This is a genomic window from Allostella sp. (assembly GCF_041913585.1).
GTDB lineage: Bacteria > Pseudomonadota > Alphaproteobacteria > ATCC43930 > Allostellaceae > Allostella.
On the sequence record NZ_JAYSFE010000005.1, the window covers coordinates 1 to 12,719 of the forward strand.

The following is a 12,719-nucleotide window of genomic DNA, read 5'->3' on the forward strand; positions in this document are numbered from 1 at the left end:
GCGACGCCGCCGAAGCCGAGCACGAGGCCGCTCTCGGCCGTCGGCTCGATCGAGAAGCGGGCGAGCGGCGAGACGGTGATGCGGTGGCGGTCGGCGGCGGCCGCGACCTCGGTTTCCGACAGGCCGGGGGCGAGCCGGCCGACCGTGTGCAGGCCGCTGTCCGTCGGCATCACCTCCAGCGCGCCGGCGAGGTGCCGGCCGGCGGCGTCGATGAGCGCCGCGTGCCGCTCCTCGTAGATGCGGCGCATCCGCCGGATGTGGGTGGCGAAATGTCCTTCCTCGATGAACTCGGCGACGGCGGCCTGGACGCTGGTCGGCACCCCCTGGACGAAGGCGGCGGCGACGGTGCGGAAGACCTCCGCCAGTTCCCCCGGCACCAGCATGAAGCCGAGCCGGAGCGCCGGGAACAGCGACTTGCTGAAGGTTCCGACATAGATGACGAGGCCGGTGCGGTCGACGCTCTTCAGGGTTGGCAGCGGCCGCCGGCCGAAGAAGAACTCGCCGTCATAGTCGTCCTCGACGATCCAGGCCCCGGCCTGCTCGGCCGCCTGGAGCAGCGCGAACCGCCGCTCCAGGCTGAGGACGTGGCCGAGCGGCTGCTGGTGCGAGGGCGTGACGAAGGCGAGCCGGAAATGCCGGGCCCGGGCGAGGCCCTCCTCGACCCGGAGGCCCTCGCCGTCGACCGGCACCGGCACCAGTTCGGCGCCGCAGGCGAGCAGGCTGTTGCGGGCGCCGATCGCACCCGGGTTCTCGAACCAGACGCGGTCGCCGGGGTCGATGAGGACGCTGCCGATCAGGTGGAAGGCCTGCTGGGCGCCGCCGACGACCAGGATCTCCTCCGCTTCGCAGGCGATGCCGCGGTTCGAGCGCAGGTGGCCGGCGATCGCCCGGCGCAGCGCGAGGTGGCCCGAGGGCTCGCCATAGCCCATGACCTCGTCGCGCGGGCCGCGCCAGTGCTTGGCCATGAGGCGGGCCCACTGCGCCATCGGGAAGGCGTCGTAGGCGGGCAGCGCGGTGACGAAGGCGCGCGGCCGATGCGGGAGGCGCGGTCGCGGGCCGAAGCGGTCGACCGCCCAGCGCATGGCCCGCGACAGCCGCGGCTCGCGGGGCGCCGTCCCTGCCGGGTCCGCCGCCGGCGGCGCCAGCGGCCGCTCGGCATTGAGCGCCCGGCTGACGAAGCTGCCGGCGCCGACCCGCGATTCGATCAGCCCCTCGGCGATCAGCCGGTCGAAGGCCTGGATGACGGTGGTGCGCGACAGCGAGAGTTCGCGGGCCAGCGTCCGCGTGGCCGGCAGGCGCTCGCCGCCGGCGATGGCGCCGGACAGCATCAGTTCGCGCAGGGCGGCATAGAGCTGCGTCGTCACCGGCCGCGCCGAAGCGGGGTCGATCTCGATCGAGAACAGCAGCGCGCCGCCGGCCCGTTTCACCAAAGGGCGTTCCTCCCCCGAGCGGGCTCGCAGGTGCCCGATTGGTATGACGCTAGGACGAGAGTGGACCTTTTGTCGCGTCCAATGCGGTCCGAGGATCGCCGCCGTTCGTCACTCCAGGCGGGGCGCGGCCGAGATGAAGATCCGCAGCATCGAGAGCTTCTGCAACGAGTTCGTCGGCTTCGTCCGCGTCACCGCCGACGACGGCAGCCAGGGCTGGGGACAGGTGTCGCCCTACAATGCCGACATCACCATGCAGGTGCTCCACCGCCAGGTGGCGCCCTGGTCGCTGGGCGAGGATGCGCTCGACATCGATCGGCTGATGCGCCGCATCCCCGAGAAGGAGCACAAGTTCCCCGGCTCCTACCTGCGGCGTGCCATGACCGGGCTCGACACCGCGCTCTGGGATCTTCGCGGCAAGCTGGAGGGGCGCAGCGTCTGCGAACTGATCGGCGGCACGCCGCGCAGGCTGCGCGCCTATGCATCGTCGATGAAGCGCGACATCACGCCCGAGGCCGAGGCCGAGCGGCTGAAGCGGCTGCGCGACGCCCACGGCTTCGACGCCTTCAAGTTCCGCATCGGCGCCGAGTGCGGGCATGACGTCGACGAGTGGCCGGGACGCACCGAGGCGATCGTGCCGACCGTGCGCAAGGCGCTGGGAGACGAGGTCGACCTGCTGGTCGATGCCAACAGCGGCTTCAGCCCGGCACGCGCCATCGCGGTCGGCCGGATGCTGGAGGACCACGGCGTCCGCCATTTCGAGGAGCCCTGCCCCTACTGGGAACTGGAGCAGACGAAGGAGGTCCGCGAGGCGCTGTCGCTCGACGTCACCGGCGGCGAGCAGGACTGCATGATCCCGACCTGGCGCCACATGATCGAGATGCGGGCGGTCGACATCATCCAGCCCGACGTCTGCTACCTGGGCGGCCTGACCCGGACGATGCGGGTGGCGGCGATGGGCGCCGAGGCGGGGCTGCCCTGCACGCCGCACAGCGCCAACCTGTCGATGGTGACGCTGTTCACCATGCATCTCCTGGGCGCCATCCCGAACGCCGGCGACTATCTCGAGTTCTCGATCGAGGAGGCGGACTACTATCCCTGGCAGTACGGGCTCTTCCGCAACGACCCCTACAAGGTCGAGGGCGGGCGGGTGACGATCCCGAGCGAGCCCGGCTGGGGCGTCGAGATCGATCCCGAATGGCTCGCCCGCGCGCGCTACCAGGCGAGCGAGTGCGGGTAATGGTATGGCGGCCATTCCAGAATGGCCCTTTCGCCGCGACCAAAGCGCTACCGATGATCCAACCATGGCCCAGTCCAAGGGCCGAGGCATACAGAACGGGGAGCAGGCCCATGCGCATCCAGTCCCTACCGGCGATCGCCGCCGCGGCCATCGTGACCCTCGGAGTGGCGGCCCCGACCGCAGCCCAGGAACTGACCGTCGTGTCCTTCGGCGGCTCCTACCAGGCGGGGCAGAGCAAGGCCCTGTTCCAGCCGGCCGCCGCGGCGATGGGCATCAAGGTGAAGGAGGAGACCTACAGCGGCATCGCCGATCTTCGCCTCAAGATCCGTGCCGGCGCCAACACCTGGGACATCGTCACCAGCGGGTCGGGCAGCGCCGCCCGCGCCGGTGCCGAGGGCATCCTCGAGAAGCTCGACTACAAGGTGATCGACGTCTCGTCCTTCACGCCCGGCTTCTACCAGGACTATTGCGTCGGCGGCGACGTCTTCTCGACGGTGCTCGCCTGGAACACCAAGACCTTCGGCGACAAGGGGCCGCAGAGCTGGGCCGACTTCTGGGACGTCAAGAAGTTCCCGGGCAAGCGCTCCTACCGCAACGCCGTCGCGGGGGCGCTGGAGCCGGCCCTGATGGCCGACGGGGTGCCGCCGAACAAGGTCTACGAGACGCTGTCGGCGCCGGGCGGCATCGAGCGCGCGATCAAGAAGATCAAGGAGCTGAAGCCGCACATCGCCGTCTGGTGGTCGTCGGGCGCGCAGCACGCGCAGCTGATGAAGGACGGCGAGGTCGACATGATCACCGGCTGGAACGGCCGCTTCGACGTCGTGGCGAAGGACGGCGGCAAGGTCGCCTATACCTTCAACCAGGGCCTGCTCGACTATGACTGCTACGCCATCGCCAAGGGGGCGCCGAACAAGGACCTGGCGATGAAGTTCCTGGCCGAGATCTCCAAGCCGAAGTATCAGGCGGAGTTCACCAAGTACATCACCTACGGCCCGACCAACAAGAAGGCCTACGAGCTCGGCACGATCGATGCCGATTACGCCAAGCGGCTGCCCTCGCATCCCGACAACGCCGCCCGGCAGCTCATCATCGACCTCGACTGGTACATCAAGAACGAGGCGAAGGCGGCGGCCGCCTACCAGAACATGCTGACCGAGTAGTCTCCGGGGGGCGGGGACCGGGCCGCCGCCCCGGGGGGAGCGGCGGCCCATTCTTTTTGGACGAACCTCGGGCGAGACGGAACCGGCATGGCGCGCGGCGCGGCACTTCCCATCACCATCCGCCAGGTCACCAAGACCTACGGGCGGGTCCATGCCCTCGACCATGTCGACCTCGATATCCGGAGCGGCGAGTTCCTGACGCTGCTCGGGCCGTCCGGGTCGGGGAAGACGACGCTGCTGATGGTGCTCGCCGGCTTCACCCGGCCCGACCATGGCAGCCTGCGCTTCGGCGAGGAGGAGGTGATCCGCCGCCCGCCGCACAAGCGCGACGTCGGCATGGTCTTCCAGAACTACGCGCTCTTCCCGCACATGGACGTGGCCGCCAACGTCGCCTTTCCCCTGCGCCTGCGCGGCGTCGCCCGGGCGGAGGCGGAGCGGCGGGTCGAGGCGGCGCTCGACCTGGTGCAGCTCGCCGGCTATGGCGGCCGCCGCGTCGACCAGCTCTCGGGCGGGCAGCGCCAGCGCGTCGCGCTCGCCCGCGCCATCGTCTTCGAGCCCCGCATCCTGTTGATGGACGAGCCGCTCTCGGCGCTCGACAAGCAACTCCGCGAGCGCATGCAGATCGAGCTCCGGCGGCTGCACGAGCGGCTCGGCATGACGACGGTCTACGTCACGCACGACCAGCGCGAGGCGCTGACCATGTCCGACCGCATCGCCGTCATCCACGGCGGCGGCATCATGCAGCTCGACACGCCGCGGCACATCTACGAGCAGCCCGCCAACCGCTTCGTTGCCGAGTTCATCGGCGAATCGAGCTTCCTGCCGGTGGCGCGGAGCGCTGCCGGCTTTGCCCATGCCGGCCGCCCGCTGCGGACGGAATCGACGCCGCCGGCGGCCGAGCGCCACCTCCTCATGGTCCGGCCGGAGCGCCTGCGGCTGGTGACCGGGGAGGGACCGGGCGACGACAACCGCTTCGCCGCCACCGTCGAGGACGTGGTCTACCAGGGCGACAGCGTGCTGGTGCAGGCGGTGCTGGCCGACGGTACCCGGATCGCCGTCCGCACCGCCCCCGGTGCCGCCGCGATACCGGCCAAGGGCAGCGCGGTCACGCTCGGCCTGTCGCCGGCCGACACGGTCGTCATCGCCGACCGATGACCGACCGCCCCAACGCCGCCGGCCTGAGGCGCGACGCCGCGCGCGAGCGGCTGGCGCTCTTCGGCCTCGGCTCGCCGGCCCTGCTGCTGGTGCTGGTCGCCATGGTGCTGCCGGTCGGCTGGCTCTTCTGGCTGTCCTTCCTCGGCGACGACGGCGGTCTCAGCCTCGAGCATTATCGCCGCATGGTCGAGGAACCGTCCTACCGGCGGACCTTCGTCACCACCTTCCAGGTCAGCCTGCTGACCACCGGCCTCTGCGTCCTGCTCGGCTATCCGCTCGCCTACGCACTGGCGCAACTGCCGCCGCGGCTCGCCAACCTCTGCATGATCGGGGTGCTGCTGCCGTTCTGGACGTCGCTGCTGGTCCGCACCTACGCATGGCTGGTGCTGCTGCAGCGCCAGGGCCTGGTCAACCAGTGGGGCATCGAACTCGGCCTGTGGACGGAGCCGCTGGCCCTCGTCCACAACCTCAACGGCACGCTGATCGGCATGGTCCACATCATGCTGCCGTTCCTGATCCTGCCGGTCTACGGCGCGATGCGGGCGATCGACCGCGACTACGTGAAGGCGGCGGCGAATCTCGGCGCCGGGCCGGCCGCGGCCTTCTGGAAGGTGTTCTTCCCGCTGTCGCTGCCCGGCCTCTTCGGCGGTGCGCTCATCGTCTTCATCCTCTGCCTCGGCTTCTACGTCACCCCGGCGGTGCTCGGCGGCGGCCGGGTCATCATGGTCTCCAACCGCATCGCCACCGACATCGAGCTCTTCTTCAACTGGGGGGCGGCGAGCGCGCTGGGCGTCGTGCTGCTGGCGCTGACGCTGGTGCTGCTGTGGGGCGCCTCGCGCCTCGTCCGGCTCGACCGGGTGCTGGGGGCGGGCCACTGACCATGGGCTGGCTCTCCCGTCCCGCGACCGAGACGCAGATCACCCATGGCCGGCGGCTCTGGCTCTACGCCGTGGCCGTGCTGGTGATGGCCTTCCTCGTCCTGCCGACGCTGATCGTGATCCCGATGTCCTTCTCGGGCTCGCAGTACCTGGAGTTCCCGCCGCGGGAATGGTCGCTGCGCTGGTACCGCAGCTACCTCGCCTCGCCGGAATGGATGCAGGCGACGTGGACGTCGCTGAAGGCGGGGTTCCTGACGATGCTGGTGGCGACGCCGCTCGGCACGCTCGCCGCCTACGGGCTCTTCGCCGCCCGCGTCGGCCTCGGCCGGCTCGTCTTCGCGCTCCTGGTGACGCCGATCATCGTGCCGGTCATCCTGGTCGGCATCGGCGTCTTCTACGCCTATGTAAAGCTGAAGCTGGTCAACACCATGGCCGGCATCGTGCTCGCCCATTCGATGCTGGCGATCCCGATCGTGCTGATGATCGTGACGGCGGCCCTGAAGAGCCACGACATGAGCCAGGAGATGGTGGCGCGCAGCCTCGGTGCCTCGCGGCCGCGCGCCTTCCTCCTCGTGACGCTGCCGCAGATCCGATTCTCGGTCGCGACCTCGGCGGTGCTCGCCTTCCTGACCTCGTTCGACGAGGTGATCGTGGCGCTCTTCGTCTCCGGCGGCCCGAACTCGACGCTGACGCGCAGCATGTTCAACGCGCTGCGCGACCAGATCGACCCGACGATCGCCGCCATCTCGACGATCATGATCGTCGTCTCGTCGCTGCTGCTCGCCGTCGCCCAGACCGTCGGACAACCGCGACGTCGGCGCGACGCAGCACAGTAGTTCGTCTCCCGAGGAGGTATTGTTACATCATCGCGAAAAATATCGTTAGGAGAAATCTTTATCCGGTTCGTACATATTCTTTGTCGTATTTCACGTCCATTTGAGTGGTCGGTGAGGCCGGTGCGGCGATAGGGAGGCGGGGCGGGCATCCGGCCCGCCTGCCACAGGAGGACCCGCCCGATGACCGCCATTGCCGCCCGTTCCGCCGTGCCGACCTTGACCGGCGGGTTGATCGCCACCGCGCTGCTTGCGGGGGTCGCCGCCGACCTGACCTGGGAGGTGTGGGCGCGCCTCGTCACCCCGCTTTGGGTCGGCGGGCCGCTGGAGCCGGCGGCGCTGGTGCAGAGCGTGTTCGGGATGGAGAGCCGACTGCTGGCCGAACTGATTCACCTCGTGGTCGGCGTCGTCTTCTATCCGCTGGGATATCTCCTCGTCGCCCGGCCGCTGGCGGCGGCGATCATGCCGGGCCTGCCCTGGGTGCTGGTGGCGATCGGCTACGGCATCGGCCTCTGGGTCTTCGCGCTCTACGTCATGGCCCACCTGGTCGCCGGCCTGCCGGCCTTCCTCGACTTCATCCCGCTCGCCTGGGCCTCGCTCGTCGGCCATCTCCTCTTCGGCCTCGTGGTCGGCGCGGTGGTGCGCCGCCGCGGCGCCTGAGGACCGCTACGCCGGTCGGGCGGCGTCGACGCCGGCCGCCACCAGGTCCCGGCAGTGGAGTAGGGCGCGGACCTGATGGTAGGGGCATTTCCAGCCGCTCGCCTTGTCGCCGCGCAGGCGGCCGTCGGGCTGCACGACCGCGTGCCATTCGCCGCCGATGCGGTCGACCTGTCGGCGCTCGATCCAGTCCAGTGTCGCGCGGAAGGCATGGGCGAAGGCGGGGTCTGCGCTCGCGGCGAAGCGGTCGAGGAACGCGACGAGCCCTTCGGCCTGCACCCACCAGATCTTGTGGTGACGCGTGGCCGCGCCGCCGAGCGGACCCGCTTCGAAGAGGCCGCCCTGGCGCGCATCGAGGCCGAAGCGGATGGCGGCCGCGACCATGTCGTCGCAGAGCCCGCGCAGCACGGCCGCCGGCACGCCGGCGGCCTGCGCCGCCCGCGGCAGCAGCCATGCGAGTTCGGCCGCATGGCCGTAGCTGGCCGGCGCGGCGACGCCGCCGAGCGGCCGCCAGTCGGCTGCGTGGCGGTCGGTGGGGAAGGCGGGGTCGCGGTTCTGGACGGCGACGGCGCAGACGAGCACCAGTTCCGCCAGCCACTCGCGGGCGGCCGGCGCGCCGCTCCATGCGGCGTAGGACCGGGCCGCCTCCATCAGGTGCATGTGGGTATTGAGGAGCTTGACGCCGTCGGGGACACCCAGGGGCGACCGTCCCCCGGGCGGCGGCACACGCCAGTCCGGGGCGAACCATTCGAGGTGCCCGCCATGTTGCCGGTCGCGGCTGCGCTCCTGGATCGTCTGCCACAGGCCATGCGCCGCGGCCGCGATCCCGGCATCGGCGAAGAGCCGCGCCGTCTCGACCAGGGCGAGGAGCGCGAACGCCTGCCCGTAGAGATGCTTGTCGCCAATTGCGACCGAGCGGCCGTCGGCGGCGAGCAACCAGACGAACCCGCCATGGGCGGGGTCGGCGAAGCGGTCGAGGAGGAAACCGACGCCGCGCCGGGCGACCGGGCCCCAGAAGCCGGGGTCGATGCCGCGGCCCGCCAGCGTCGCCGCCGCCCAGACGACGCGGGCCTGGGCGACGAGGGCGATCGGCCGGTCGGCGACCGGCTGTCCCCGGACGTCGTGGGCCGGCCGGAAGCCGCCGTCCGGAGCGCTGCAGATCGGCCGCCACCACGGCAGCACGGTCGCGTGCAGCAGCCGGTCGAGTCGCGCGCCGACATCCGTGTCCGTGGTGCGGCCGGCCGGCGCGTCCATGGCCGGGCGGCTCAGCCCGGGATCGTGACGACGGTGTCGAAGAAGATGCGGTACTGGACGCCGCGCGGCTTGGTCGCCTCCTCGGCGGTCCAGGGCAGGAAGCTGCTGCGGCCGAGATAGTCGGTCGGCAGCAGGATGGTTCGGACGAAGGCGCTGGCCGGCGCGGCGTTGCGGCCGACGACCGGATCGCGGCCGGTCTCGAACCAGGCCTCGCCCGGCTCGATGCGATGCACCCTGTCGGCGATCTCGGCGACGAGGCGGCCGTGCAGCAGGCGGCGGATGCCGGGCCCGCCATGGCCGTGCTTCGGCGTCACGATGCCGGGCGGGAAGTCGACGCGGTCGGCGCGCATCAGGATCGGGTAGCGCGGATCGATCATCAGGGCCTGGGCCGCCACCACGCGAGGCCGCTCGGCGTCGCTGACGAGCGGTCCCCAGTCGTAGGCCGTCGCTTCCCAGGACCACGCTTCGCCCCGGCCGGAGAGCTCGAGTTCGCCCTCGAAGAGGGTGCAGCTGTCCGCCGCCAGGGACACGGTGCCGCCGGCCGCGGTCGCGGCCTGGAGCGTGCCATGGCGGACATAGACGGCGCGTGGCGCGGCCGGCAGCGTCAGCTTGCGGTCGCCGTCGAGGACGTCCTCGAAATGGGCGAGGCGCACGGGCATGGTCGGGATCCTTTCGTCGGGTCTCGCGGGCTAGCGTCGGTCGAAGCGCTGCTGGAGCGTCCGCCCCAGCACCATGACGGCGAAGGCGGAGGCGAGCAGGAAGAGGCCCGGCCACAGCGACATCCACCACGCGGTCAGGATGAAGTTCTTGCCCTGCTCCAGGATGGCACCCCAGTCGGGCGTCGGCGGGGCGACCCCGAGGCCGAGGAAGCCCAGCGCCGCCTCGATCTGGAGGGCGAGCGGGAAGAGGATGACGTATTGCAGCAGCACCAGCGGCAGGACGTTCGGCAGCACCTGGCGCAGCATGATCGAGGCCTCGCCGAAGCCGAGCGAGCGGGCGGCCTCGACATAGGTGCGCTGGCGCTCGGCGAGCGCGCCCGAGCGCGCGATGCGGAAGAACATCGGCACGTAGACGACGGCCAGCGCCAGCACCAGGTTGCGGGCGCCGGGGCCGAGCACGCCGGTGATGACGACGCCGGCGATGACCGGCGGGAAGGTCAGGATCATGTCGACGAAGCGGCCGAACACGAGGTCGGCCGCGCGCCCGTAATAGCCGGCGACGAGCCCGAGGAGGCCGCCCACGGCCGCCGAGGCGAGGAGGGCGCCGGCGACGAGGCCGAGGGTGATGCGGGCGCCGTGGATCGTGCGCGCGAAGAGGTCGCGGCCGACGTCGTCGGTGCCGAACCAGTGCTCGGCCGAGGGCGGCTGGAGCGCGCGGGCGACGTCGATGGCGTAGGGCGATTGCGGGGCGATCAGGCCGGGCACCGCGATCAGCACCGCGAAGACGGCGAGGAGGACGGCGCAGAGGGCCTGCAGCGGCGTCGCGAAGAGTTCGCGCGCCAGGGCGGCGAGGCGGCTCACGGCTTCAGCCTCGGGTCGATCAGGCCATAGAGCAGGTCGATCGCGAAATTGACGACGAGCGCGATCAGCACGACGAAGAGCAGCGCCCCCTGGACCACCGGATAGTCGCGCCCCTGGATGCCGGCGAGAATGAGCCGCCCCAGGCCCGGCAGCGAGAACAGCGATTCGATGACGACCGCGCCGCCCAGGATCTGGATCAGGATCAGCCCGACGAAGGTGACGAGCGGGATCAGGATGTTGCGCAGCGCGTGCTTGAAATAGATCTGCCGCGGCGCCAGACCCTTGGCGATGGCGGCGCGGACATACTCCTTGCGCAGTTCGGCGACCATGGTGTCGCGCACGAAATGGCTGTAGGCGGCGGCCTGCAGCAGCGACAGGCTGAGCACCGGCAGGATGACGATGTTGATGTTCTCGACGAGGTCGACGCCGGGCGGCATGTAGGCGAAGGGCGGCGACCATTCGAGCCAGGCCGAGGCGCCGACCAGCAGCATCAGGCCGATCCAGAAGACGGGCGCCGAGAGGCCGAGCAGGTTGAACGCCTGGATGGCGGCATCGGTCCGGGTGCCCTCGCGGATGCCGGCCAGCACGCCGAGCGGGACCCCGACCAGGGTGGCGATGACGAGGGTGGCGACGGCGATCTCGGCCGTCACCAGGAACGCCTCCCAGACCAGCATCGTCACCGGCCGGCCCTGGTACCAGCTTCGCCCGAGGTCGCCCGACAGCGTCGCCGACAGCCAGTCGCCGAACTGCGACCACAGCGGCCGGTCGAGCCCGAAGAAGCCGCGCAGCGCCTCCTCGGCGGTGCGGTCGTTGCCGGACTGGCCCAGCATCTGGCTGACGATGTCGCCCGGCACCGCGCGCATCAGGAGGAAGACCGCGAGGCTCGACAGCAGCGCGGCCACGGCCGCGCCGGCGAGCCGGGTCAGGAGGAAGCGGAACATCGCAGGGAGGGAGGAGCCGGGACGGAAGCCGGTTCCCCGGCTTCCGTCCGCGTCGCACTCAGTTCGCCAGCCACGCCTTGACGAGGCCGAAATACCAGCCGGTCGCGTGCTGGTGGTAGTTCTTCAGCCGGTCGCGCTGGCCGGTGATGAGGTCGGCCGAGAACATCATGATCGACACCGATTCCTCGGCCAGGAGCTTCTGGAACTCGGCATAGATCGCCTTGCGCTTGACGGGGTCCGTCTCCTCCTGGCCGCGGTCGAGCAGCTCGGAGGCCTTGGCGTTGTTCCAGTTGCGGAAGTCGGCGCCCTGCGGGGCGGCGCGGAAGTGGCGGTAGTAGAGGAGGCTCGGGTCCGGCGTCGTGCCCCAGTCGTTGAAGGTGAAGCCCATCTCGCGCGCCCGGAAATTGCGGATCCAGACGCCGAGCTCGATCTTCTTGATGTTGACGCGGATGCCGATGCGCTTCAGCTGCTCGGCGACGGTCACCGACGCCGCGTCCATCCAGTCGTAGCCGATGATGGTGGTGAGATCGATGTCGAAGCCGTCGGCGAAGCCCGCCTCGGCCATCAGCTTCTTCGCCCGGTCGAGGTCGACCTTCTGGTTGGCGAGCTGGTCGAGCGGCACGCCCCAGCCCTCCTGCATGCCGATGACGATGGTGCCGATGACGGTGCCGTAGCCGGCGATCGAGGCCTTCATGACGGCCTCCTTGTCGACGGCGAGCGCGATCGCCTGGCGGACGCGGACGTCCTTCAGCGGCCCGTACTTGACGTCGAGGTCGATCGTCTTCTGGTTCAGCGACGGCCAGCGCTTGACCTCGACGCCGGGCACGGCCTTGAGCTGCTCGGTGTCCTGCGGCCGGGAGAAGAGGGCGAGGTCGATGCGCCGGTTCTGCAGCGCGACCACCATGGCGGCGCTGTTCGGCATCGTCGCAAAGGTGATGTCGTCGATGTAGGGCAGGCCCTTCTGCCAGTAGTTCTTGTTCTTCTCCAGCACCAGGATCGAGTTCGGCCGGAAGGTCTTGAGCTTGTAGGGGCCGGTGCCGACCGACACCTCGTTGAACTTGGTCCCGGCGTCCTTGGCGTCGAAATAGCCCTTGGGAATGACCGCCCCGTACTTGTTGGTGAGCGTCATCGGCAGCGCGGCATTGCCGCGCGACAGCTTGAAGACGACCGTGTTCGCGTCGGGCGTCTCGATCTCGGTCACCGACGACAGGTCGCCGGCGCCGGGCGAACCGTTCTTCGAATCGCGCATCCAGTCGTAGCTGTACTTCACGTCGGCCGAACTCATCGTCTGGCCGGTGTGGAACTTGACCCCCTGGCGGAGCTTGAACGTGTAGGTCCGGGCGTCGGGGGAGACGGTGAAGCCGCTCGCCAGCAGCGGCCGCGCGACGCCGGTCTGGTCCTCGAAGAAGAGGCCCTGGTACATGAGACCGGTGACCCGGATGCGGGCGTCCGCGCCCTGCAGGAAGGGGTCGAGCGACGGCGGCTCGATCAGCGAGCCGACGGTGATCTTGCCGCCGGCCTTGGCCGCCGGATCGGTCTTGCCGTAGACGAGGGAATCGTCCGCCAGGGCCGGCAGGACGGTGACGAGCGGGGCGGTGACGAGCAGGGCGGCTAGTCCGGCGATCAGCCGCAGGCGCGATCCAGGCATGGCGTG

At 70.4% G+C, this 12,719-nt stretch carries 12 protein-coding genes; 6 read left to right on the forward strand and 6 right to left on the reverse strand.

Annotated elements, in window-relative coordinates; translation table 11 throughout:
• The coding region (locus ACE3Q3_RS01880; RefSeq protein ID WP_374440930.1) for a PLP-dependent aminotransferase family protein at positions 1-1,427 on the reverse strand (1,427 nt) is incomplete at its 3' end.
• 136 nt (positions 1,428-1,563) lie between these two features.
• Between ACE3Q3_RS01880 and ACE3Q3_RS01885 the strand changes: the two genes are divergently transcribed.
• The 6 genes from ACE3Q3_RS01885 (at position 1,564) to ACE3Q3_RS01910 (ending at position 7,353) form a co-directional block, all read left to right on the forward strand.
• A complete protein-coding gene (locus tag ACE3Q3_RS01885) occupies positions 1,564-2,667 on the forward strand; it encodes a mandelate racemase/muconate lactonizing enzyme family protein (protein WP_374440932.1) in 1,104 nt (367 codons plus the stop codon).
• A 110-nt stretch (positions 2,668-2,777) separates the two neighbouring features.
• Positions 2,778-3,827, forward strand: coding sequence for an ABC transporter substrate-binding protein (locus tag ACE3Q3_RS01890; RefSeq protein WP_374440935.1), 1,050 nt, complete (start codon positions 2,778-2,780; stop codon positions 3,825-3,827).
• 87 nt (positions 3,828-3,914) lie between these two features.
• The gene (locus ACE3Q3_RS01895; protein ID WP_374440937.1) at positions 3,915-4,982 is read left to right on the forward strand and encodes an ABC transporter ATP-binding protein; all 1,068 of its coding nucleotides are present in this window, start codon (positions 3,915-3,917) and stop codon (positions 4,980-4,982) included.
• Entirely contained in the window at positions 4,979-5,860 is an 882-nt protein-coding gene (locus ACE3Q3_RS01900; RefSeq protein ID WP_374440939.1) for an ABC transporter permease, read from the forward strand. Before ACE3Q3_RS01895 ends, ACE3Q3_RS01900 begins: the two co-directional genes overlap by 4 nt.
• 2 nt (positions 5,861-5,862) lie before the next feature.
• Positions 5,863-6,696 (forward strand): ABC transporter permease, encoded by an 834-nt coding sequence (locus ACE3Q3_RS01905; protein WP_374440942.1) that lies wholly within the window; start codon positions 5,863-5,865, stop codon positions 6,694-6,696.
• A gap of 180 nt (positions 6,697-6,876) precedes the next feature.
• Positions 6,877-7,353: a hypothetical protein gene (locus ACE3Q3_RS01910; protein ID WP_374440945.1), complete on the forward strand. Its 477-nt coding sequence runs from the start codon at positions 6,877-6,879 to the stop codon at positions 7,351-7,353.
• A 6-nt stretch (positions 7,354-7,359) separates the two neighbouring features.
• On the opposite strand, the gene ACE3Q3_RS01915 is transcribed toward ACE3Q3_RS01910, so the two are convergent.
• The 5 genes from ACE3Q3_RS01915 to ACE3Q3_RS01935 are packed head-to-tail and all read right to left on the reverse strand — an operon-like array spanning position 7,360 to position 12,713.
• Positions 7,360-8,604, reverse strand: coding sequence for an AGE family epimerase/isomerase (locus ACE3Q3_RS01915; protein ID WP_374440948.1), 1,245 nt, complete (start codon positions 8,602-8,604; stop codon positions 7,360-7,362).
• An 11-nt stretch (positions 8,605-8,615) separates the two neighbouring features.
• Positions 8,616-9,263, reverse strand: a complete 648-nt coding sequence (locus tag ACE3Q3_RS01920; RefSeq protein ID WP_374440951.1) for a hypothetical protein — start codon at positions 9,261-9,263, stop codon at positions 8,616-8,618.
• A gap of 30 nt (positions 9,264-9,293) precedes the next feature.
• Positions 9,294-10,124, reverse strand: coding sequence for an ABC transporter permease (locus ACE3Q3_RS01925; RefSeq protein WP_374440954.1), 831 nt, complete (start codon positions 10,122-10,124; stop codon positions 9,294-9,296).
• Positions 10,121-11,065, reverse strand: coding sequence for an ABC transporter permease (locus ACE3Q3_RS01930; RefSeq protein WP_374440957.1), 945 nt, complete (start codon positions 11,063-11,065; stop codon positions 10,121-10,123). Before ACE3Q3_RS01930 ends, ACE3Q3_RS01925 begins: the two co-directional genes overlap by 4 nt.
• Before the next feature lie 58 nt (positions 11,066-11,123).
• Entirely contained in the window at positions 11,124-12,713 is a 1,590-nt protein-coding gene (locus ACE3Q3_RS01935; RefSeq protein WP_374440961.1) for an ABC transporter substrate-binding protein, read from the reverse strand.
• Positions 12,714-12,719: the final 6 nt, after the last annotated feature.